The 21,291-nt window shown below is 68.1% G+C and carries 17 protein-coding genes and 1 tRNA gene; 7 read left to right on the top strand and 11 right to left on the bottom strand.

The genetic code is table 11. The features are described from left to right. The first annotated feature begins 5 nt into the window (after positions 1-5). Entirely contained in the window at positions 6-1,376 is a 1,371-nt protein-coding gene (locus Q0581_RS10990) for a M28 family metallopeptidase (RefSeq protein WP_298700243.1), read from the top strand. An 85-nt stretch (positions 1,377-1,461) separates the two neighbouring features. Here the strand turns inward: Q0581_RS10990 and Q0581_RS10985 are convergent, their stop codons facing one another. Genes Q0581_RS10985 through Q0581_RS10965 form a run of 5 tightly spaced genes read right to left on the bottom strand, consistent with a single transcriptional unit; the run spans position 1,462 to position 5,529 of the window. Continuing rightward, entirely contained in the window at positions 1,462-2,265 is an 804-nt protein-coding gene (locus Q0581_RS10985) for an MBL fold metallo-hydrolase (RefSeq protein ID WP_298700242.1), read from the bottom strand. A gap of 4 nt (positions 2,266-2,269) precedes the next feature. After that, entirely contained in the window at positions 2,270-3,055 is a 786-nt protein-coding gene (locus tag Q0581_RS10980; protein WP_298700241.1) for a TatD family hydrolase, read from the bottom strand. Then, positions 3,049-4,035 carry a DNA polymerase III subunit delta' gene (locus Q0581_RS10975; RefSeq protein ID WP_298700240.1) on the bottom strand — a complete coding sequence of 329 codons (987 nt, stop codon included), beginning with the start codon at positions 4,033-4,035 and terminating at the stop codon, positions 3,049-3,051. The genes Q0581_RS10980 and Q0581_RS10975 overlap by 7 nt, the downstream gene beginning before the upstream one ends. After that, the gene (gene tmk / locus Q0581_RS10970) at positions 4,032-4,658 is read right to left on the bottom strand and encodes a dTMP kinase (protein WP_298700239.1); all 627 of its coding nucleotides are present in this window, start codon (positions 4,656-4,658) and stop codon (positions 4,032-4,034) included. Before tmk ends, Q0581_RS10975 begins: the two co-directional genes overlap by 4 nt. A gap of 49 nt (positions 4,659-4,707) precedes the next feature. Beyond that, entirely contained in the window at positions 4,708-5,529 is an 822-nt protein-coding gene (locus tag Q0581_RS10965; RefSeq protein WP_298700237.1) for a septal ring lytic transglycosylase RlpA family protein, read from the bottom strand. A gap of 96 nt (positions 5,530-5,625) precedes the next feature. Here Q0581_RS10965 and Q0581_RS10960 point away from each other — a divergent pair. Next, positions 5,626-5,715, top strand: a tRNA-Ser gene (locus tag Q0581_RS10960). Between the two features lie 9 nt (positions 5,716-5,724). Here Q0581_RS10960 and Q0581_RS10955 read toward each other — a convergent pair. The 5 genes from Q0581_RS10955 to Q0581_RS10935 all read right to left on the bottom strand — a co-directional run bounded on the left by Q0581_RS10955 (position 5,725) and on the right by Q0581_RS10935 (position 11,253). Beyond that, positions 5,725-6,747, bottom strand: coding sequence for an ABC transporter ATP-binding protein (locus Q0581_RS10955; protein WP_298700235.1), 1,023 nt, complete (start codon positions 6,745-6,747; stop codon positions 5,725-5,727). A 9-nt stretch (positions 6,748-6,756) separates the two neighbouring features. Continuing rightward, positions 6,757-8,343 carry an iron ABC transporter permease gene (locus Q0581_RS10950; protein ID WP_298700233.1) on the bottom strand — a complete coding sequence of 529 codons (1,587 nt, stop codon included), beginning with the start codon at positions 8,341-8,343 and terminating at the stop codon, positions 6,757-6,759. Beyond that, the gene (locus Q0581_RS10945) at positions 8,334-9,365 is read right to left on the bottom strand and encodes an extracellular solute-binding protein (protein WP_298700231.1); all 1,032 of its coding nucleotides are present in this window, start codon (positions 9,363-9,365) and stop codon (positions 8,334-8,336) included. Before Q0581_RS10945 ends, Q0581_RS10950 begins: the two co-directional genes overlap by 10 nt. 223 nt (positions 9,366-9,588) lie before the next feature. After that, positions 9,589-10,728: a TMEM43 family protein gene (locus tag Q0581_RS10940; protein ID WP_298700229.1), complete on the bottom strand. Its 1,140-nt coding sequence runs from the start codon at positions 10,726-10,728 to the stop codon at positions 9,589-9,591. Positions 10,729-10,800: 72 nt separating this feature from the next. Continuing rightward, complete coding sequence (locus Q0581_RS10935) at positions 10,801-11,253, bottom strand: peptidase S1 (RefSeq protein WP_298700227.1); 453 nt, start codon at positions 11,251-11,253, stop codon at positions 10,801-10,803. Positions 11,254-11,507: 254 nt separating this feature from the next. On the opposite strand from Q0581_RS10935, the gene Q0581_RS10930 reads away from it, so the two are divergent. The 3 genes from Q0581_RS10930 (at position 11,508) to Q0581_RS10920 (ending at position 14,596) form a co-directional block, all read left to right on the top strand. Further along, entirely contained in the window at positions 11,508-13,406 is a 1,899-nt protein-coding gene (locus Q0581_RS10930) for an ATP-binding protein (RefSeq protein WP_298700226.1), read from the top strand. Beyond that, entirely contained in the window at positions 13,403-14,059 is a 657-nt protein-coding gene (locus Q0581_RS10925; protein ID WP_298700224.1) for a response regulator transcription factor, read from the top strand. Before Q0581_RS10930 ends, Q0581_RS10925 begins: the two co-directional genes overlap by 4 nt. A 99-nt stretch (positions 14,060-14,158) precedes the next feature. Next, positions 14,159-14,596: a hypothetical protein gene (locus Q0581_RS10920; protein ID WP_298700221.1), complete on the top strand. Its 438-nt coding sequence runs from the start codon at positions 14,159-14,161 to the stop codon at positions 14,594-14,596. Between the two features lie 176 nt (positions 14,597-14,772). On the opposite strand, the gene Q0581_RS10915 is transcribed toward Q0581_RS10920, so the two are convergent. Then, complete coding sequence (locus Q0581_RS10915; RefSeq protein WP_298700218.1) at positions 14,773-16,407, bottom strand: GAF domain-containing hybrid sensor histidine kinase/response regulator; 1,635 nt, start codon at positions 16,405-16,407, stop codon at positions 14,773-14,775. Between the two features lie 513 nt (positions 16,408-16,920). Between Q0581_RS10915 and Q0581_RS10910 the strand changes: the two genes are divergently transcribed. Continuing rightward, a complete protein-coding gene (locus tag Q0581_RS10910) occupies positions 16,921-18,444 on the top strand; it encodes a hypothetical protein (RefSeq protein WP_298700216.1) in 1,524 nt (507 codons plus the stop codon). A gap of 83 nt (positions 18,445-18,527) precedes the next feature. After that, entirely contained in the window at positions 18,528-21,152 is a 2,625-nt protein-coding gene (locus Q0581_RS10905) for a TonB-dependent receptor (protein ID WP_298700215.1), read from the top strand. Positions 21,153-21,291: the final 139 nt, after the last annotated feature.

The following is a 21,291-nucleotide window of genomic DNA, read 5'->3' as shown; positions in this document are numbered from 1 at the left end:
TCGCCATGCGTCGTCCGTTCGCCGTTTCCGCCGTCGCCCTGATGCTGGCCACTCCTGCGTTGGCCCAGACGCCGCCGCCCGGCGAGGTTCCGGCCCTGCATGAGATCGGCACGGCGCCGTCGGCCCAGCGCATTCGGGCGGACATCCAGACCCTGGTCGGCTTCGGCACGCGGCACACCCTGTCGGAAACCGAATCCGCGACGCGCGGCATCGGCGCGGCCCGGCGCTGGATCTTCGAGGAGTTCCAGCGCATCTCGGCCGCCTGCGGGGGCTGTCTGGAGGTGCGTTATGTCTCCGACACCTTCACCGGGCCGCGCGTGCCCCAGCCGACCGAGGTGGTCAGCGTCATCGCCATCCAGCGCGGAGCCAGCGACCCGAACCGCTACGTCTTCATGTCGGGCGACATCGACAGCCGCGTGACCGATGTCATGAACGCCACGGACGATGCGCCCGGCGCCAACGACAACGCCTCAGGCGTCGCCGGCACGCTAGAGGCCGCCCGTATCCTGAGCCGCCATCGCTTTCACGGGACCATCGTCTATGCGGCCTTGGCGGGCGAGGAGAACGGCCTGATCGGCGGCGCCATACTGGCGGCCGAGGCCCAGCGGCAGGGCTGGCGCGTCGAGGCCTTTCTGAACAACGACATGATCGGAAACTCGGCCGGAATCAACGGCGTGACCGACAACACCACCGCCCGCGTCTTCGCCGAGGGGACGCGCGCCACCGAAACCCCGGCCGAGGCCCGCCAGCGCCGCTTTGCGGGCGGCGAGGTCGACAGCCCCCCGCGCAATCTGGCGCGTTACATCGACCGTCTGGCGGACCAGTATGTGCCTAATCTGGATGTGATGATGGTCTATCGCCTGGACCGGTTCGGGCGAGGGGGGCACCACCGGCCGTTCAACGACCTGGGCTGGCCCGGCGTGCGGATCATGGAGACCAACGAACACTATGACCGCCAGCATCAGGATCTGCGCGACGAGAACGGGCGGCATTTCGGCGACACCCTTGAATACGTGGATTTCGACTATGCGGCCAAGCTGACGGCGCTGAACGCCGTGACCCTGGCGTCACTGGCCTGGGCGCCGCCGCCGCCGTCCGAGGTGACGATCGAGGGCGCGGTCACGGCCGACACCACGCTGAAGTGGAAACGTCCACCGGCGGCCCAGGCGCCGAACCTGGCCGGATACCGCATCTACTGGCGGCTGACCGACGCGCCGCAATGGACCCACAGCCGCTGGGCCGGTGATGTGACCGAGTTCACGCTGAAGAATGTGGTGATCGACAACTATTTCTTCGGCGTCGCCGCCGTGGCGCACGACGGGACCGAAAGCCCGGTGGTGTTCCCAGGCGCGGCCGGCAGCTTCGGCGGCTACTGACGGGTGACAGGGGTGCAAGACGTCGCACACCAGCAAGCCTACCCATTTATCGCCTAAGATATATTATGCGAAATAAAATGTAGAGTCAGAGCGGGATTGTGGCGCTCCAGCCGTCGAAACCGACCTCGACATTCGCTGGAACAATCGCCGACAAAGCCTTGTAGTCCAAGTCGATATGCAGGTTCGTCAGCACGGCGCGCTGAACGCCCGTGCGCTCGATCCAGTCCAGGGTCTTGTCCAGGTGCGCATGGGTCGGATGCGGCGTCATGCGCAAGGCGTCCACGATCCAGAGCCGGCATCCGCGCACGGCGTCCAGAGCCGATTCGTCCAGGTCGGACACGTCGCTGGAATATGCGGCATCACCGATGCGATAGCCGACCGACCGGATCGGCCCGTGCGCTTGGTCGAAGGTGACCACCGGGACAGCGCCGCCCGGGCCTGCGACGGCCCAGGCCTGGCCGTGCGGCGGCAGATCGTGCGCATCCAGTATGGCCGGATAGCCGGCTATGCTCTCGAAGATGTAGCGGAACCGGTGCTGCATCGCCTGGCGCGTCGGCGCGTCCATCCAGGCCGGAATGCGCCGCCGGTTGCGCGCCGCGAACACCCGCAGATCATCGACGCCGTGCGTCTGATCCGCATGGTCGTGCGTATAGAGAACGGCGTCCACCGAGGTCACGCCCGCCGCCAGGGCCTGGGCCCGCAGATCCGGCGAAGTATCGATCAGCACCGTGGTTTCGCCGCCCGGCCCACGCCGCCGCACCAGCAACGAACAGCGGGTGCGCCGGTTCTTCGGCTCGGCCGGATCGCACACGCCCCAGTCGCCGTCGCCGCGCGGCACGCCGCCCGACGAGCCGCTGCCCAGAAGTGTGATCTCCAGCACCTCGGCCATGGCTTCAGTCCGCCGGTCGCGGGATGCGGTCGAACAGGGCGAAGAAGGCGTCGGTGGTGCGCGCCTCGGCCTCATCCCGGCTCCAGCCCCGGATATCCGCCAGCTTGTCCAGCACATGGCCGATATAGGCCGGTTCGTTGCGGCGGCCGCGATGCGGCGCCGGAGCCAGATAGGGGCAGTCCGTCTCGACGATGATGCGGTCGGTCGGCATGGCGCGGATGACCCCCCTCACCTCTTCGGCCGCCTTGAAGGTGGCGATGCCCGAGACCGAGAACCAGGCGCCCATTTCCGCCGCTAGTTCCGCCAGTTCCGACCCGCTGGTGTAGCAATGCATCAGGAAGCGGAACGGCCCGTCGGCCATTTCCTCCTTCAGAATCCCGGCCATGACGTCGTCGGCCTCGCGCGTGTGGATCACCAGGGGCAGGCCACTGGTGCGCGCCGCCGCCACATGCTGGCGGAACACCCGGGCCTGCACCTCGCGCGGGCTGAGGTCATAATGGAAATCCAAGCCGCATTCGCCGACGCCGACCACGCGCGGCCGCTGCGCCAGGGTCAGCAGATGGTCCGCCGTCAGATCAGCCGCATCCTTGGCCTCGTGCGGGTGAACCCCGACCGTGCACCAGATGTCGGGGTGCGCCATGGCCAGGCCGTGCGTCGCCTCGAAGGTGGTCAGCCGGTCGGAGATTTCGACCATCATCCGCACCCCGGCGGCGCGGGCGCGGTCGATGACGGCGTCGCGATCCTGGTCGAACTGGGGCGCATGCAGGTTGACGTGGCTGTCGATCAGCATGTCATCGCCTTGGTCCGCGCCAGGTCCGCCAGGGCGCCGGACAGGACGTCGCCCTTGTCCAGGTTCAGGCCCGAGGCCCGGTCGGGCAGGTCCGACAGCCGGGTCCACAGCTCGGCCCAGCGCGCGCCCTGCCCCGCCGCCTCGTCCAGCGCCCGCTCCCGAACGGCGGCGATCAGCCGCTCCATCAACATGTCGAACCGCGCCTGGCCTTCGGCCCCGCGAAAGCCGTCGATGACGGCCAGCTGTTCGGCCCGGTCCACGGCGGGCGCGGCGACCCAGGCGCGGGCCATTTCGTCCGCCTCGACCACCGGGCCTTCGGCCAGCGACAGGGCGCGGCCGGGCGATCCGCCCGCCATGGCGGCGGCCCGACGCCCCGCATCACCCACCACGCCAGTGCGGCGCGCGACCAGTTCGACCAGCCGATCCTCGCTCCAGGCCGGAAAGCCCAGACGCCGACAGCGCGAACGGATGGTGGCCAGCAAACGCCCCGGCGCATGGGTGATCAGGAACAGCACGCCGCGTTCAGGAGGCTCCTCAAGAACCTTCAGCAAGGCGTTGGCGGCATTCAGGTTCAAGTCGTCAGCCGTGTCGATGATGGCGACACGATACCGCGCTTGCGACGGGCTCTTTGCGAAGAAGTCGGGCAGTTCGCGCGCCTGATCGACCGAGATGTTGCGCTTGGTCTTGCCGCCCTCGACCAGCCGTTCCAGCACCAGCAGATCCGGGTGCGACTGGGCCGAGACCAGGCGGCTGACCGGATCATCCGGCCGCGCGCCCAGCAGGCCCCGCGCCGGATCGGGGGCGGCGCCCAGCAGGCGACGTGCGGCGCGATAGGCGAAGCTGGCCTTGCCCGTCCCTTCCGGCCCGCACAGCAGCCAGGCGTGATGCAGCCGTCCGCGCGCCAGGGCGTCGACGAAGGCCGCCTCGGCGCTCGCATCGGGAACCAGATCGAACCGGTCGCGCGCATGGGTGGCGGTCACAGCAGCCGCTCCTGCACCGCCGCCCACAGGCGGGTCTCGACCGTGTCGGGATCGGCGTCGGCGTCGACCATGACGCAACGTTCGGGGTGACGGCGCGCGATGTCGGCGAACCCCTCGCGCAGCCGCTGGTGAAAGGCCAGGCCCTTGGCCTCGAACCGCGTTTCGAACAGTCCCCGCCCAAAGGCGCGCTCCAGCCCCGTTTCGACGGGCAGGTCGAACACCAGGGTCAGATCCGGCTGGTCGGCGGCGACCACAGCCGCGTCGATGGCCTCAATCACCTCGGGCGCCACGCCGCCTCCGGCGCCCTGATAGGCGCGGCTGGAATCGGCGAAGCGGTCGCACACCACCCAGCGCCCGGCGGCCAGGGCCGGCCGGATGGTCCGTTCCAGGTGGTCGCTGCGCGCCGCATACATCAACAGGGTCTCGGTCATGGCCGACCAGGCCTCGGTCTCGCCCGAGACGACCAGATTGCGAATGGCCTCGGCGCCCGGACTGCCGCCCGGTTCGCGCGTGCGGATGGCCTCGATGCCCTGGGCGCGCAGCCGTTCGACCAGGCGCTGGGCCTGGGTCGTCTTGCCGGCGCCTTCGCCGCCTTCCAGGGTGATGAACCGTCCGCGAGTCACCGCCGCACAATGGCGGCCCGGCCGTCGCCCGCCAAGGGTGCGATGCGCCTCAGCCGCCGGAAATCAGTTGAGCATCCGCATAGCCATAGGCCACGGCCGCCTGTCGCGCCCGCTCAGCCGTGTTGGCGTCGGGCCAGGGCCCCATCATGACGCGGAACAGGCCGCCCGCGCCCGCATCGACCCGCGCGGTCTGGCCCAGGGTCTCGGCCGCGCGCCGGGCGCGGTCGCCGTCTGAGAAGGCCCCGGCCTGAACCCAGAAACGAGAGGGCTGCGGCAAAGGCGCGGTCACGGGCGGGGGCGCAGACCGCGCCTCGGCCATCTGCATCGGACGGCCGCCGCCCAGCCGGGGCGCCCGGCCCAGATATCGCACCCGCACCTGGCCGACCCCAGCCTGAAGCAGGCCCAGCTCTTGCGCCGCACCGCGCGACAGATCGACGATGCGGCCATCCACGAACGGTCCCCGATCATTGACCCGCAGCACCACCCGCCGGCCGTTGGCCAGATTGGTCACCTCGATCAGGCCGGGCAGAGGCAGGGTCTTATGCGCCGCCGTCAGGGCGTGCATGTCGAAGATCTCGCCCGTCGCGGTCGGGCGCCCGTTGAAGGCGTCGCCGTACCAGGACGCCTGGCCGACCTCGTTATAGTTGGGCTGTTCCTCGGGCCGATACCAGCGGCCGCGCACCTGATACGGACGCATGGTCCCGCTGACGATCGGGGCCGGATCGTTGATCGCCGGGGCCGCACCCTGACCGCCGCCAAAGCCGCCCCTGGGCCGTTCGACCCCGCCGCTGGCGCAGGCGGCAGACGCCAGCGCCAGGCTGCTGACAGCCAGGACGCGCCACCGGATCGTGCGCTGTCGTCTGAAAACCATGCCCCATGATGCGCACGCAGGATTTCCGCTTTGGTTAACGGCGCCTTGTGCTGCTATGCACCCTTCCCTCGCCTTGCGGCTGCGGCCCGGCGCGACGGACAGGTGGCCGAGTGGTTTAAGGCAGCGGTCTTGAAAACCGCCGTAGGTGGAAGCCTACCGTGGGTTCGAATCCCACCCTGTCCGCCACGGCCCGTCTCAATTCAGAAGGATGCGCGTCATCTCCGGGTCGAGGGACAGATGCACTGGGGCGCCCACGACCGGCGGTTCGTCCGTCACGTGAACAGTGACCGTTTCCCCCTGAAGCCCCAGCGTCACCACGTGGATCGCGCCGCCGAAACGCACATCGCGCACATGGGCTTCCACGCCCGTGTCGCCGATCCTCACATGCTCAGGCCGCGTCACGGCCAGGGCGGGTCCATCCGGCAGACCTGGCGCCGGGAGGTCGCCCAGCGCGGTCCGGGCGACGCCGGCTTCGGTGCGGGCGGGCACGGCGACCACCTCGCCCAACAGCCGCGCCGCCGCCAGTGACGTCGGCCGCAGATAACAGACGCGCGGCGCGCCCGCCTGGAGGATGCGACCTTCCGACATCAGCAGCAGGTCGTCGCCGCACAACATCGCCTCCTGCGGATCATGGGTGACGATCAGGACGGCGGCGTTCGCCGCGCGCAGGCCATCCAGAACCGACTGTCGCACCGAGGCCCGCAGATGCCCGTCCAGGCCTGAAAACGGCTCATCCAACAGAAGGACCGAAGGGCCCCGAGCCAGGGCGCGCGCGATGGCCACCCGTTGCTGTTCGCCGCCCGACAAGGTGTGCGGCCAGGCCCGTTCCAGGTGTTCCAGATGGAAGCGCGCCAACAAGGACCGCACCTGCGCCCGACGGTCCCCTGCCCTCAGGTGCGTCAGCCCGAAGCCGATATTGTCGGCGACATTCAGGTGAGGAAACAGGGCGAAATCCTGGAACACCAGGCCGACGCCGCGCTGCTCGGGCGCGACGTGCGTCTGGCGCGAAGACACCGGCAGGCCATCGACGTGGATATCGCCCTGGTCCACCGGCTCCAGTCCGGCGATCAGGCGCAGCAGGGTGCTCTTGCCGCACCCCGAGGGGCCCAGCAGACAGGCGATCCGCCCGGCGTTCAGGTCCAGGCTGACATCGGCGACGGCCTGGCGCTGGCCATAGGCGCGCTGGACATGACGGAGGCTGAGTGCGGGCGTGGACATGGCGGTGGCTTACGACAGGCCCGGACCGGATCGGGCGACGCGGCGCGTCAGCCAGATCGTGGCGGGCACAGAGATCAGAATGATGAGCAGAGACGGCGGACCGGCCTGACCCAACCGCTCGTCCAGGGCGTAGTTGCTGGCCAAGACGGCCAGGGTGTCGAAGTTGAAAGGCCGCAGGATCAGGGTCGCCGGCAACTCCTTCAGGATGTCGATGAAGACGATCAGCAGCGCCGTCAGCAAGGCGCCCCTTATCATCGGGACTTCGACACTCCATGCCGCGCCGGCCTGGGTCCGACCCAGGGTGCGGGCGGCCCGGCGCATGGCGGGCGTCACCCGGCTCAGGCCCGCGTCGATCGGCTCCAGCGCCGCCGCCATCAGCCGGGCGGCGTAGGCATAGATCAGCAGCATCAGGGCGATGGCCGCGCCCGAACCGGGCAACAGGCTCCAGATGATCCCCGCCGGGGCCAGAAGGCCGATGGCCATGACCGCGCCGGGAGTCGCATAGCCCAGACTGGCGAACCGGCTGGCCAGCGGGTGGTCGCGTCCGCCCAGCGCCAGCGCTCCCGCCAGACCCACGGTCACCGCGGCGCCCGCCACGCCCAGGCCCAGGCTGTGCGCCCCGGCGCGGATCAGGCGCGGCCATTCGGGCGTGGTCTCCAGCGCCCCCAGAACCAGCCAGACGATCGGCGCCACAAGCGCCAGGGTCAGCAACAGGCCGCAGAAGGCGGTCGCCAGCCAGCCGCGCCAGCCACCCAGCCGCACGACCGCGGGTGTTCGCCACCGGGCGCCGGCCGCTTCATGCGCACGGCCGCGCCGACTGGTGCGTTCGATCCACAGCAACAGGGCCGCGGCGCCCAGCAGAGGCAAGGCGATCTGGGCCGCGCCGGCCATCGATCCATAGACCGACCAGGCGCGGATCACCCCGGTCGTCAGGGTCTGGACGCTGAGGAACTGCACCGCACCATAGTCCGCCAGCGTCTCCATGATCGCCAGCGCCACCCCCGCCGCCAGGGCGGGCCGGACCATAGGCAAGGTCACCCGGCGGAACACCGCGCCCGGTCCCTGGCCCAGGGTGCGCGCCGCCTCGGTCATATTGACCGACGGGTTCAGAAACGCCGCCTTCAGAGCCAGATAGACATAGGGGTAGAAGGCGCACGACAGCACGAAGATCGCGCCTGGCAGGCTGCGCATCTTCAGGGGCAGGTCGAACCCCATATGGCCGCGCATCCAGATTCTGAGGTCGCCGGCTACATCCCACATGTCCGCATAGGCATAGGCCAGGGCGAAGGCCGGCATGGCCAGCGGCAGCGCAAGGGCCCAGGCGAAAAGGCGACGGCCCGGAAACTGATGCAGCGCCACCAGCCAGGCCGCCAAGCCGCCGATGATCGCCGTCGTCACCCCCACCCCCACGGCCAGCGCGGCCGAGGTTCCGGCATAGCGCAGGATGTCGCGCATCGCGATGTCGGCGCCCGGTCCGGCCAGCGCCGCCGCGACGACCCCGCCAAGAGGCAGCAGAGCCACAACGCCTGCCAGCAGGGCCAGCAGCCCCAGGGGGGACGGCCTGAACCGTCCGGCCGCAGCCGGGCCTATCGCCACCCGGCCCGGCTCATCATCGTCTGGGCCTGGGGCTGGCGGACGGCGAAGGCGGCCACATTCATCGGGTGGGCCCGGAAGTCGGCATAGGCGTCGACCGGGGCCGGCGGGGCCACGTCGGGCGAGGCCGGAAACTCGTTGTTGTTGGCGGCGATGTGCTGCTGGGCTTCGGCCGAGGCGAAGAACTCCAGCAGGCGAATGGCGTTGGCCCGGTTCGGCGCATTGGCCGCGACCCCGCCGCCCGAGATGTTCACATGCGCACCCTGGCCGTTCAGGCTGGGGAAGCCCAGGCTGACCTTCTGCGTCACGGCCCGGTCGCCGGCGTCATCGCCGTTGGCCATGCGGATGAAATAATAGCTGTTGGTGATGGCGACCTCACACACCCCGGCCGCGACGGCGCGGATCTGGTCACGGTCGCCGCCTTCGGGCGGACGGGCCATGTTGGCGACCACGCCGCGCACCCATTGTTCCGCCCGTTCCGGCCCCAGCGCCTCGATCATCGCACCGACCAGCGACAGGTTGTAGATGCTGTCGGCCGAGCGCACGCACAGACGCCCACGGAACCGCGGCCCCGCCAGCTTGGCGTAGTCGTCGATCTCTTCGGGGCGCACCTTGGCGCTGTCGTAGGCGACGACACGGGCGCGGCGCATGAAGCCGTACCAGGCGCCGGACGGCTCGCGCAGATTGGCGGGGATGCGCGACGTCAGGGTTTCGGATTGCACCGGCTGGAACAGACCCGCGTCCTGCGCCCGCCACAAGGCGCCGGCGTCGGCGGTGATGAACAGGTCGGCCGGGCTGTTGGCGCCCTCGCTCTTCATGCGGGCGATCAACTGGTCCGCATTGCCCTCGATGCGGTTGATGCGGATGCCGGTTTCGCGGGTGAACCGCTCATACAGGGCCTGGTCGCTGTCATAGTGGCGGGCGCTGTACAGATTGACGACCTTGCTGTCGGTCTCGGCGCCCTGCGAACACCCGGCCAGAAACACCAGCCCCGCCACGGCGCTGATCCACTTCGGCATCGACATGCGCGTTCTCCATTCCCAACGACCGACGCCCACCAGCGTCCAATTTGCGAGCCGCTATTAACAGGAAGGAGCCTCTGGCGCCTCCCCCAGCGCCGCGCATGGGCGGTTTTAACGCACTCGCCAGATGACGCACAGGTCGGATGCACGGCGGTCATGGGCGTCTGGGAACAGACGTGGCGCTGACAGAGCCGCCTCTGCGCGAGGCCTTGAGGCTGTGGGGACGTCAGGCCTTTGCGCCACGTCCTCGGGCGCGCCAGATCAGGAAGGCGACCACGGCGCCCGCCACAACCACCAACCCGATGGCGATCACGGGGCGATAGACGATCCAGGCCGAAGCGATGGTCAGCGCGGCCAGGACCAGGCCGGTCAGACCGGCGACCAGACCCGTCCCGACCCGCACGATCGAGCCCAGGAAGGGCAACACATCCGCCAGCACGCCCAGCGGCCCCAGGATCATGCCGACCGCGACCATCAGGACGACCAGCCCCACGCCCCGCAGAATCCAGCTCAGCGTCTGATTGGCGGCCTTGGCCTGGGCGAACATCTGATCGGCCGCCACGGCGCCGGTATGCACCATCAGAAGCGGGGCGCCGGCTTTGGTGGAATAGGGCTTCAGCAGACCGCCCGTCTGCGCGGCGATGACACTCAGCACCATGTTCTGCGGCGCGGTCGCATAGTGGATGCGCATGTCGCCCGGCTCTGGCGCGGCGCTGTCGCGTCCGACGTACAGGGCGTTTTCGACCACCCGCACCGGTCGCGACAGGGCGGCGGCGGCCATGGCCGCGTCCTGAGCCGTCGGCGTCAGCGGCGCCTCGGGCGTGATCTGGTTCAGCACGGCGGCGTCCGCCGAATAGGCCCCCAGCGTGGCGCGGTCGGCGGCGAACACCGTCGATTTCAGGTTCGGGACCGGATTCTGGTGACCGTCGGACTGCTGAAACCGGCTGGAATCCTGGGGCGTGTCGACCCATTGCCGATCATAGCTGTAGGTCGTGATCGTCTCTTCGCCACCGCCCAGACGAACACGCTTCTCCGAACGGCTGGTTTCGACCCACTGGAAATACTGGACCTTGCGACCCAGGCTCAGCCCGTCGGCCTCCAGCCCCAGATCGGCGTCGCGCAGGCGGCCGGTCGCCGAGGCCGGAGCCGTGACATGGATCAGGCGCCCTTCGTGGACCGGGTCCACGCGCGTCGCCGACACCGAGGCGACGGCGCGGACGCCTTCGTTGTTGGTGCGGATCGACTGAACCGACCGTCCCTCGTTCCAGGCCAGCAGAATGATCCCGGCCAGCACCAGGCCAAGACCGGTCAGGATGCCGCCGAACGCCGCCCCCAATCGCGAAAACCAGGAGGTGCGCGTCGTCACGACGATGGGATCTTCAGACATGAGAAAACCAGAGACAGCAGGAAGAAGGACGAGACCGGCGCCGCCGGCCGATCAAGGCGTTTCAGTGATCAGCAGCGTGGCCGGCGCGGTCGTGCCGCCAAACACGCCGACCCAGATGTCATAGACGCCGCTCTGGGGGCGGTTGAAACGGACCTCGGCATCGCCGTCGCCGAAGCTGTCGTCATCGCAATACCAGCGACCGTCGGGGCCATTGATGATCAGCGTCGTGTCGGCCGAGGCCAGGGTGCGGAAAACCAGAGGCAGACCACCGGCCGAATAGGTCACCTCGAAATCCGGCGCCTCGCTGATGTTGCCGACGCACGAGCCCGGCAGGCGCGCGCCGTTCACCGAGCCGCCGGCATGCAGTTCGACGCGATACGGATCGGGCGTGAAGCCGGCGTTCAGGCTGATCTCGCCGTAGTTGGCCGTCATGTGCGCCGTCTGGGCCGCAGCGGGAGCCGCCAGCGCCAGGCTGGCGGCGGCGAGGAGCAGGATTTTCTTCATAGCGGGCAGGCCTCAGGGATTTGACGCGGAAACGAAGGTTCGGCCGGCGATGGCGCGAACGGCTAGACCCAGCGTCCTAAGGCGCGCGGCCTGTTTGCGTCAGCACCATGAATATGGGGGTGGAACCCGTCATCGCGGTTGCAACCCCGCGCGACTTCCGCCCTAAAGGCCAAGCTGGGTGGAACAGTGAGTGTGGCGTAATGAACAAGGGGCGACGGCTGTGGGACAAGGCGGTCAAAGGCGGCCGAAACGTCATGCGGTCCGATTCTCTGTTGCGCCTCTGGCTGATCATACTGGCCATGCAGGTCGTGTTCTGGGGGCTGCACGCCGGGCCGTGGGCGCGCGTCGGTCTGGATCAGTTTGAACGCACCACCTTCACCGAGGCCGCGATCGCCGAATTGAAGGCGCCGACGCCGGCCGCGGCCGACGCCGCGACCTATCGCAAGACGAACCTGCCGTTCACCGACTGTTGCGACCCGGCCTATCTGGCGCTGCGGATGACGTTCAATGTCGATCAGGCGCCGCCGGACGGCCTGGGGCTGGTCGCCTTTCAGCAGGTCGACAACTTCATCATCCGCCTCAACGGATCGGTCGTGCATGAACTGGGCGCGATGGAGTTCGGACGACAGACGTTTCATGGCCAGCGGCCGTATCTGATCCGCCTCCCCGCCGGCCTGCTGAAGGCGGGCGAGAACGAGCTGTCGTTCATCAGCGTGCGGGACGGCTATCCCTATACCGATCTGGTCGAGCCGCTGATGGGGCCCTACGACGCGTTGCGCGCCGCCACGGCCCCCCGTTTCTGGCAGGTAATCGACTATCGCATGCTGGCCGGGTGGCTGACCTTCACACTGGGCCTGCTGGCGCTGATCATGGTGTTCCGCTCCAGCGAGCGGCGCTTCGCGGCCTGGCTGGCGGTCTTGTGCTGGTCATGGACCGCCTATGCCGCCTATGGGCTGATCTTCGACCTGCCGTTCGGCGGCTTGGGACGGATGATCGCCTTCTTCGCCATCAACTCGATGGTGGCGGTGGCGCTGCTGGGCTTCATCGACGCCTGGACCCGGCGACCCGTTCCGTGGGGCCAGGAGGCGGCGGCGGCGGCATGGCTGATCTTCAACGCCGCAGGGGTGGCCTGCCTGACCCTGATGCCCATGCCCGGCGGATTCGACCTGATGGACGGCGCGTGGCGGGTGCTTTCGCTGGTTTGCAGCCTGTTGGTTCTCGCGCGTCTGATCTGGCATTTCGCGACCGTCCGGGAAGACCGTCATCTGGAAGCGGCGCTGCTCAGCATCTGCGCCCTGTGCATGGCCCTGGATGGTGTCGGAGAATATTTCGGACTGCTGGCGGGGGGCTATCTGATGGATTCCGCGCCGCTGCTGCTGCTGGCTTTCGTGGCGGCCTTCCTGCAACGCAACTTCACCCTGTTCCAGTCCGCCATGGACTTGAACGCCCTGCTGGAAACCCGGCTGACGGCCCGAGAGGCCGAGCTGGCGGCGGTCCACGCCCGCGAGCGCCAACTGCTGGACCGCCAGGTGCGCAACGAGGAACGCCACCGCCTGATGCGCGACATGCACGACGGCGTGGGCGGTCAGCTGATGGGCCTGCTTCTGGCGGTCCGTCGCGGCGCGGTGGACCGGACACGAATGGCCGAGAGCCTTCAGGGCGCCATGGATGAAATCCGGCTGATGATCGATTCCGTCGATGCGCCCATCGCGTCCCTGGCGGTGATGCTGGACGTGCTGGAGACACGCATCGCGCCGCGCATCCAGGAGGCGGGCTTCCAGCTGGACTGGCGCCGCGAGGTGTCGGAGGACACAGACCTGCCGCCGCAGGACGTGCTGCAGATCTTCCGCATCCTGCAGGAGGCCGTAACCAACGCCCTGAAACATTCCGGCGGCGACCGCATCGCGATCATCATGTCCGACGCGACGCCCGGCGTGCTGACGCTGGAGATTGTCGACAACGGCAAGGGGATGGACGCCATGACGGGCGACGGACGCGGCCATGGATTGTCCAACATGGCCCAACGCGCCGAAGCGCTGGCCGGACAGCTGACGTTCAGCCCGGATTCCGAGGGGTTGCAGGTGGGGCTGCGGGTCGTGCTGCGCGTGCCCCTGAACCCGGCCGACAACGCCGGGAACAGGCAGGCCGCATGACGCCTCCGGTCGAACCGCGTCGTATCGGCGTGCTGGAGGACAGCGCGCCTGTGCGCGACTACTTCCTGGACATCATAGAAGGCGCGCCCGACCTGTGCCTGTCTGGCGTCGCGGCCCGGCTGGCGGACGCCCCGAATCTGCTGGCCCAGCAACCGCATCTGATCCTGACCGATCTGGGCCTGCCGGACGGCAGCGGCCTGGACTTCATCCCCCGGATCAAGGCGGCGGGCGTTCGATCCCTGGTCATCACCGCCTTTGGCGATCGTGAAACCGTGGTCGCCGCCCTGAGAGCCGGGGCGGACGGCTATCTGCTGAAGGACAGTTCGGGCGAAGCCGTGCTGGACGGCATACGGGCCACCTTGGACGGTGGCGCGCCCATCAGCGCGGCGGCCGCCGTCTTTCTGCTGGACGCGCTGAAGACGCCCGTAGCGGCCGCGCCCGACATCCCGGCGGCAGAGCGGCTGACCCCGCGCGAAACCGATCTTCTGACCCTGTTCTCACGCGGCCACAGCTACAAGTCCGCCGCGCGTGAGCTGGGCATTTCGCCGCTGACCGTGGGCGATCATGTGAAGGCCATCTATCGCAAGCTGGAGGTCAATTCCCGCGGCGAAGCCGTGTTCGCCGCCGTGCAGCGCGGACATCTGAACCTCTGACCCCCATAGCCATGGGACCGCGCCGAGGCGTCGGGCCGACTAGAAGGCCGGGAACGCCCCTCCCCGCCTCTGGCGCCCCTCCCTCCGCAAGGATCAAACATGGCCGTCCGCTCTTTCCTGCCCACCGTCGTCATCACGGCCACTCTGTTGGGCGTCTCGGCCTGCAGCCCGGACGCCGCCACGGAAAAGGCCGAGGCGGCCGCCGCGCCCGTCGTGTCGATCGCCGACACCCTGTCGCCCGAAGACCTGATGCTGCGCGCCCTGGAGTGCCGCCTTTCGCTGATGCGCGCCCGGGCGATCGCCGAACGCCTTCCGGCCGACACGGCCCAGGCCCTGGCCAGCGCGCCGGACAACTCCTTCCTGAAGCTGATCGAACGGGGCGGCGAACTGGGCCTGTCGACCCAGGCCCGGCAAAGCGCGACCAACGCCTTCCGTCACGCCCCGACCGAGAACCAGCCCGTCACCGACGACTACGCCGGCTACATCAAGGACTGCGCCGCCATCGCCACCCGTGCGGCCCAGGCCGTGGCGGAATAACGCCGCCGCCCCAATGACGACCAGTCGGCCGGCCCTAAACCTGCAGGCGTCGCCGCAAGACCGCCGTTCGGCTCTGCTGGCCGGACGGCGGTTTCATGGCCGGATTTCGAGATCCGCCGACGATGATCGAAGCCTGACAGGCGCCCCGGTCTAGGCGCCTCGACAGCGGATCCGCCTCAAGCGGTTTCCACAAGGGTCGCCGGGACGGCCGTGGCCCGCAGCGCCTCGGACAAGGCTGTAAACAGCAAGACCGGATTGACCGGTTTGGCCAGATGCCGGTCGGCCCCCGCGGCTCGGCTGGCGCGCGCATCCTCCGGCATGGCGTTGGCGGTGACCATGATGACCGGCGTAGGCCCGACACCGCGATCCGCTTCCAGGGCGCGAATCCGCCGGGTCGCCTCCAGGCCGTCCATGACCGGCATCTGCACATCCATCAGCACGACGTCGAACCGTTCGTTCGCAAACAACTCCACCGCTTCGGCGCCATTCACCGCCATGACCGATTCGGCGCCGGCCTGGGCCAGCAGCAGTCCCATGACCCGGCGATTGGTCGGATGGTCATCGACCACCAGGATGCGCGGCGCCGTGTCAGCGACCACGTCTTCGGCGCCGATCACCTCTTCCGGGGCGGCAGGCAGCGGCAGACGCACGGTGAAGACCGATCCCTGCCCCAGCGCGCTCTGCACCGATATGTCGCCGCCCAAATTATCCAGCAGCCTGCGGCAGATCGTCAGCCCCAGCCCCATGCCGCCCACCGTCCGCGTGGCCGAGCCGTCCAGCTGTGCGAAATCGCTGAAGATGCGCGTCTGATCGGTTTCGGCGACGCCCACGCCCGTGTCGGCGACGGTAATCACCCCCATGCCGTCGTCCAGCCTCGCCCGCACCGAAACCTTGCCCGTCGGCGTGAAATTGATGGCGTTGAGCAGGAGGTTGGCGACGATCCGTTTCAGCGCCGCGCCGTCGGTCCGCGCCCGTATTCGAATGGACGGGTCGATCTCGATCTCGAGCGCCAGCCCCTTCTGGTCCAGACGCCCCCTGAGGAAATCGACCACCTCGAGGATTTCGCTCGCCACGTCGATGGACTGGATGTCGATGTCCTGAACGTCGCCCTGAATGCGGACGAAATCGAAGATGGTCTTCAGCACGTCTTCCAGCTGACGGGTCGAATCCCCCAGCAGCCGGATCAGGTCGGCCTGACGCGGCGTCGCGCCCGCTTCGGCCGCCAGCACCGCCAGGCCGCCGATGACGCCGTTCAGCGGCGTGCGGATTTCGTGGCTCATATTGGTCAGGAACTCGCTCTTGACCCGATTGGATTCCGCCGCGCGCCCCAGGGCGTCGGCCAGCGATTGACGCAGCCGCAGATTCTCCAGCGCCACCGCCGTCGCCCGGGCGATCGCATCCAGGGCGTCCACCTCCTGCTTGCTGGGCAACCGGGTCTCGGCCCAATAGGCGCCGATGCAGCCGAACGGGTCGCCCCGGCCAACCGGTGTCATCACGCAGCTGCGCACGAAGGTGGCGCGATAGACCTCAAGCGGGATGCGCGGATCCTGATAGACGTCCTCGATGATGACGGTCTGGTCGTGCTGGATGGCCCAGCCCGATATGCAGGCCTCGATGGGAAAATCCCGCCCCTTCCACAGGGGGCCGACGGCGTCTTCGTCCACATAGCGGACGCGATCTCCGTCCTTCAGCACCACCGCCACGCCGTCCGCGCCCGACATCAGTCGCGCCGCGCTTCGAACGATGTCCGCCACTTCTTCACCGGTGGCGGCGCGAGCGATCTTTTCGACCGCATTGGCCAGTTCACTCATGACTCCAGTTCCCCCAACTGGATGCCCCGTTCCAAGGCTCTTGTGGAAAGACCTATCACGACCGTTCCTGACAAGAGGTTTAAGGCGCAACCCTCGCTTGCACCGACATCCGCACTCAAGAATCGCTGTGCGGGGAAAGTGAAAAGTCCGGCCAGGGCGAACAACTGACGTTTCCGTGTTGTTGCACCGCGCCCCTGCCCGACGAGACGCCGATCTGGTGATCCCGGCGGATCTGTGGACGCCCCACCCGGCGAAGATTCACGCGGTTCTGGCCTGAACGCCGCCGGCTATGGGGGCCTTGATGACAGTCGCTGCGAACCCTGACGGTCTTTCACCGAACCGCCGCGACAACTTCACCGAACATGGGGCGAACCGTCACCTTATGGCGGCCTCCCCGTCATATCCCGCCGCTAGGCCAATGGCCGGGCAGTGGGGCGATTTCGCATGGACGGGACATGGTGTTCCGCCGCGCCACCTGTCGTTCAAACAGCGATTTCCAAAAGGTGGATTGAGATGCTCGGCCTTCGCACCAAGACTCTGATGGCGGTCGCCGCCAGCGCCCTGACCCTGGCCGCCTGCGGCTCGGCCGAAGTGGCTTCGCCCGGCGAGGGCGACTTCGGCAATGGCGGCAACAATGGCGGCGGTAACAACCCGAACCCGCTGCCCCCCGGCACGCCCGCCGCTGACTGCCCGACCGGCTTCGCCAACGTCGGCGTGGTCGCCAACGGCACCCTGCGCGCCTGCCAGCTGCCGCAGCAGATCGTGGGCAATCTGACGGTGCCGCTGCGCGCCGGCACCATCTATTCCATCAGCGGCCGCACCGAAGTCGGCACCGATCGCGGCGCCGATCCGAACGCCCCGATCGCCGGCAGCCAGCAAGGCATCCTGACCGTCGAAGCCGGCGTCAAACTGTTCGCTTCGGGCGGCTCGGACTATCTGCTGGTCAACCGCGGCTCGCAGATCTTCGCCGAAGGCACCGCGACCAACCCGATCATCTTCACCAGCCGTCAGAACGTCGAAGGCACCACCACGGCCAACTCTCAGGGCCAGTGGGGCGGCATCGTCCTGGCCGGCCGCGCGCCGGGCGCCGTCTGCCCGGTGGGCGTGACCGCTCCGAACGCCGCCTGCGTCGGTCAGGTCGAAGGCACCAGCGCCAACTACGGCGGCAACAGCCCGGACGACAACTCGGGCCGTCTGCGCTACGTCCAGATCAACTACTCGGGCTTCGAAATCTCGCCGAACAACGAGCTGCAGGCCCTGACCCTGGCCGGCGTCGGCCGCGCCACCACCGTTGAATACATCCAGTCGTACAACAGCTCGGACGACGGCATCGAAATCTTCGGCGGCACCGTCAACCTGCGCTACATCGTCATCAACGGCGCCGACGACGACGGTCTGGATACCGACACCGGCTGGAAGGGCGGCGCCCAGTTCGGCATCATCACCCAGCGTCCGACGGCCGTGACCAACGGCTCGCGCGGCTTCGAATGGTCGGCCGCCCCGTCGGGCACCGCCTTCTATGCCGAACCCAAGGTTTCGAACTGGACCGTGGTCGGCCGCAACGCCGCCGTGGCCGCCGACGCGATCATCACCCTGAACTCGGGCACCAAGCCGACGATCATCAACTCGGTCTTCATCAACCCGACCACCTCGGCCGCCGCCTGCCTGGACATCGACGACGCCCAGACGGTCGCCAACAACCCGGTCTTCCGTTCGGTCTTCTTCTCGTGCTCGCGTCCGTACGAGAACGACTCGAACATCAACGCCGCCGCGACCGAAGCGGTCTTCCTGTCGGCCACCAACACCAACAACACCGCCGCGGGCACCAGCACCCTGACCGCCCCGGCCGGCGCCACGATGCAGAACACCCTGCTGACGTTCATCAACGGCGCCAACGAGACGGCGGTCACCCCGACCAACGCTCCGGCCATCTACAGCTACTTCCAGGCCGTGACCTACATCGGCGCCGTGCGCAACGCCGCCGACACCTGGTACCTGGGCTGGACCTGCGGCCTGCAAGCCGGCTCGAACTGCTGACGACGGAGACGGGCGGCGCGTCCAGGCGATGCGCCGCCCGCCCTTTCTTCGGTTTCTTCCGTCATTTCCTGAAGGCGCAGATCATGAACAGCTTTCGTATGAGCCTGGGCGGGCTCCTCCTGGCCACCAGCGCGCTGATCGCGCCTCAGGCCCTGGCTCAGGCCGCCCCGCAGGCCGCTCCCGAGGCCCAGCAATCGCCGGCCCTCGAACAAACCGCCCAGGTCGACGAGATCGTCGTTCTGGGTCGCAACATTCCTGAACCCAATCGCCAGAGCCCCGAAGTCGCGGCCTTCCTGACCTCGGAAGACCTGCAGCGCACGGGCGACAGCAGCGCCGCCGAGGCCCTGGTCCGCGTGACCGGCCTGTCGGTCGTCGAAGGCCGCTTCGTCTATGTGCGCGGCCTGGGCGAGCGCTATTCCTCGGCCCTGCTGAACGGCTCTCCCCTGCCCAGCCCGGAACCGCTGCAACGCGTCGTTCCTCTGGACCTGTTCCCGTCGGAAATCCTGGGCGGCGTGACCGTTCAGAAATCCTATTCGGTCACCTACCCCGGCGAGTTCGGCGGCGGCGTGATCGACCTGCAGACCATCAAGACGCCGCGCACGCCCTTCTTCTCGATGCAGCTGTCCACGGGCGGCGACAGCGAGACGACCGGCCGCGACGGCCTGATCTACATGGGTTCGCGCACCGACTTCACCGGCTTCGACGACGGTACGCGCGACCTGCCGCTGCCGCTGCGTCTGGCGTTCGGCTCGGGCCGTCGGATCGGCGGCGCCTATGACGCCACCGAACTGCGTCACATCGGCCAGTCGCTGGTCAACGCGCCGCTGCGCCTGCTGCAGAGCGAAGACATCCAGCCCGATTTCGGCGTTCGCTTCACCGGCGGCGGCTCGGTCGAGACCGGCTTCGGCGACCTGGGCGGCGTGTTCGTGGCCGGCTACGGCAACAGCTGGTCGACCCGTCAGGGTGATCGCCAGTCGGGCCGCATCGACGCCGGCAACTTCATCCTGGCCGACGACTTCGACTTCATATCGACCCAGAACGACATCAAGCTGAACGCCCTGGCCGGCTTCAGCCTGACGGGTGAAAACCACACCCTGCGGTGGACCAACCTGTTCGTGCGCAACACGACCAAGGAAGCCCGCACCCAGGCCGGTTTCGACGACGCTTCGGGCGGTCAGCGCCGCACCGACTATACGGAATGGTACGTCCGTCAGCTGTTCTCCAGCCAACTGGCCGGCGAGCATGACTTCATCGACGGCGCGCTGAAACTGACCTGGCGCGCGGCCTATGCGGAAACCTCGCGCGATGCGCCGTACGAGACCCGCTTCGGCTATGGCCAGAATATCGCGGGCGACTGGATCCACGACATCGAGACCAACGCCATCGCGTTCAGCGAGCTGGACGACGAAGTGATCTCGGGCGGCGCCGACGTGGCCTACACCCTGCCGCTGTCGGACTATCGCGAAGCCGTCTTCTCGTTCGGCGTCTCGGCCTATGAGAACACCCGCAGCGCGCAACAGCGGACCCTGCGCTTCATCGCCCCCAACGGCCTGACCCAGGACCAGCTGGAATCGCGCGTCGATTATCTGTTCTCGGACCGCAACATCGGCCCGTACCTGCAGATCGAGGAAATCACCGGCACCAACGGCGCCGCCGCCTTCGACGGCCGCCTGACGGTCAACGCCGTCTATGGTCAGGTGGCGGCCGAGGTGATCCCGCTGGTCAATCTGAACCTCGGCGTCCGCTTCGAGGACGGCGAGCAGGAAGTGAGCCCGCGCGATCTGTTCGGCGGTTCGACCGGCTTCCTGCCGACCCGGATCGAAGAACAGTACTGGCTGCCGGCCGCGACGGTGACCTGGAATTTCGCCGAGGACATGCAACTGCGTCTGGGCGCGTCCAAGACCATCGGTCGTCCCCAGTTCCGCGAACTGGCGCCGCAACAGTACACGGACGTCGAAAGCGACCGCACCTTCATCGGCAACCCGTATCTGGTCGATACCGAGATCACCAACCTGGACCTGCGCTGGGAATGGTATTTCGCCCGCGCCCAGTATGTGACCGCCGGCGTCTTCTGGAAGTCCCTGGACAAGCCGGTTGAATCCAGCGTCATCGACCAGGGCTCGTCGATCTCGCAGACCTTCCTGAACGCGCCCGAAGCCATCGTTCAGGGCTTCGAGATCGAAGCCAAGAAGTTCTTCGAGTTCCCGGATGCGGGCCTGGGCTTCATCGCCGACAAGCGCTGGCTGGTGCAGGCCAACTACACCTTCGCCGACTCTCAGGTGAACGTCGATGCGGGCGACACCGTCATCACCCAGAACAGCCTGGGCGTGGCGCAACCGGCCAGCTTCTACGTCATCGACGGCAGCCGCCTGCAAGGCCAGTCGGAACACGTCGCCAACCTGCAGTTCGGCTGGGAAGACGACCAGGCCCGTTCGCAGGCGACCCTGATCGCCAACTATGTGTCGGAGCGCGTCTCGGCGCGCGGCCGGCCGGGCGAGCCGGACCTGATCCAGGAGCCGGGCGTGTCGCTGGACTTCGTCTACCGCAAGGCGTTCGACATCGGCGAGCGCGAGATCGGCTTCGCCTTCGAAGTCCGCAACCTGCTGGGTGAAGAGTTCCTGGAATACCAGCAGCGCGGCCAGCGGATCATCGTCAACGGTTACGAACTGGGCCGTGGCGCTTCGGTCAGCCTGACCGCGCGCTTCTGATCCAATACGACGGATGGGAGGAGTCGGCGCGCCCCGCCGGCTCCTCCTTTTTTGTTTTTGCGACAGCTTGTCCGTGAACGCGCACAACCGTCACAGACGATTGTCGCCAGCGTCATGCAGCCGTGAAGCCGTGCCCGGA

Source organism: uncultured Brevundimonas sp. (assembly GCF_937863155.1).
Classification (GTDB): Bacteria; Pseudomonadota; Alphaproteobacteria; order Caulobacterales; family Caulobacteraceae; genus Brevundimonas.
Note: the sequence above shows the minus strand (reverse complement) of the source record. Positions and strands in the feature narration are given on the sequence as shown.

What these genes read in the sequence shown, in the direction of transcription:
- Q0581_RS10905 (WP_298700215.1), top strand. Translation starts at nt 18,528, where the DNA reads ATGAACAGCTTTCGTATGAGCCTGGGCGGGCTCCTCCTGGCCACCAGC.
- Q0581_RS10915 (WP_298700218.1), bottom strand. Translation starts at nt 16,407, where the DNA reads ATGAGTGAACTGGCCAATGCGGTCGAAAAGATCGCTCGCGCCGCCACC.
- Q0581_RS10935 (WP_298700227.1), bottom strand. Translation starts at nt 11,253, where the DNA reads ATGAAGAAAATCCTGCTCCTCGCCGCCGCCAGCCTGGCGCTGGCGGCT.
- Q0581_RS10985 (WP_298700242.1), bottom strand. Translation starts at nt 2,265, where the DNA reads ATGGCCGAGGTGCTGGAGATCACACTTCTGGGCAGCGGCTCGTCGGGC.
- Q0581_RS10965 (WP_298700237.1), bottom strand. Translation starts at nt 5,529, where the DNA reads ATGGTTTTCAGACGACAGCGCACGATCCGGTGGCGCGTCCTGGCTGTC.
- Q0581_RS10980 (WP_298700241.1), bottom strand. Translation starts at nt 3,055, where the DNA reads ATGCTGATCGACAGCCACGTCAACCTGCATGCGCCCCAGTTCGACCAG.
- Q0581_RS10990 (WP_298700243.1), top strand. Translation starts at nt 6, where the DNA reads ATGCGTCGTCCGTTCGCCGTTTCCGCCGTCGCCCTGATGCTGGCCACT.
- Q0581_RS10910 (WP_298700216.1), top strand. Translation starts at nt 16,921, where the DNA reads ATGCTCGGCCTTCGCACCAAGACTCTGATGGCGGTCGCCGCCAGCGCC.
- Q0581_RS10930 (WP_298700226.1), top strand. Translation starts at nt 11,508, where the DNA reads ATGCGGTCCGATTCTCTGTTGCGCCTCTGGCTGATCATACTGGCCATG.
- Q0581_RS10945 (WP_298700231.1), bottom strand. Translation starts at nt 9,365, where the DNA reads ATGTCGATGCCGAAGTGGATCAGCGCCGTGGCGGGGCTGGTGTTTCTG.
- Q0581_RS10920 (WP_298700221.1), top strand. Translation starts at nt 14,159, where the DNA reads ATGGCCGTCCGCTCTTTCCTGCCCACCGTCGTCATCACGGCCACTCTG.
- Q0581_RS10955 (WP_298700235.1), bottom strand. Translation starts at nt 6,747, where the DNA reads ATGTCCACGCCCGCACTCAGCCTCCGTCATGTCCAGCGCGCCTATGGC.
- Q0581_RS10925 (WP_298700224.1), top strand. Translation starts at nt 13,403, where the DNA reads ATGACGCCTCCGGTCGAACCGCGTCGTATCGGCGTGCTGGAGGACAGC.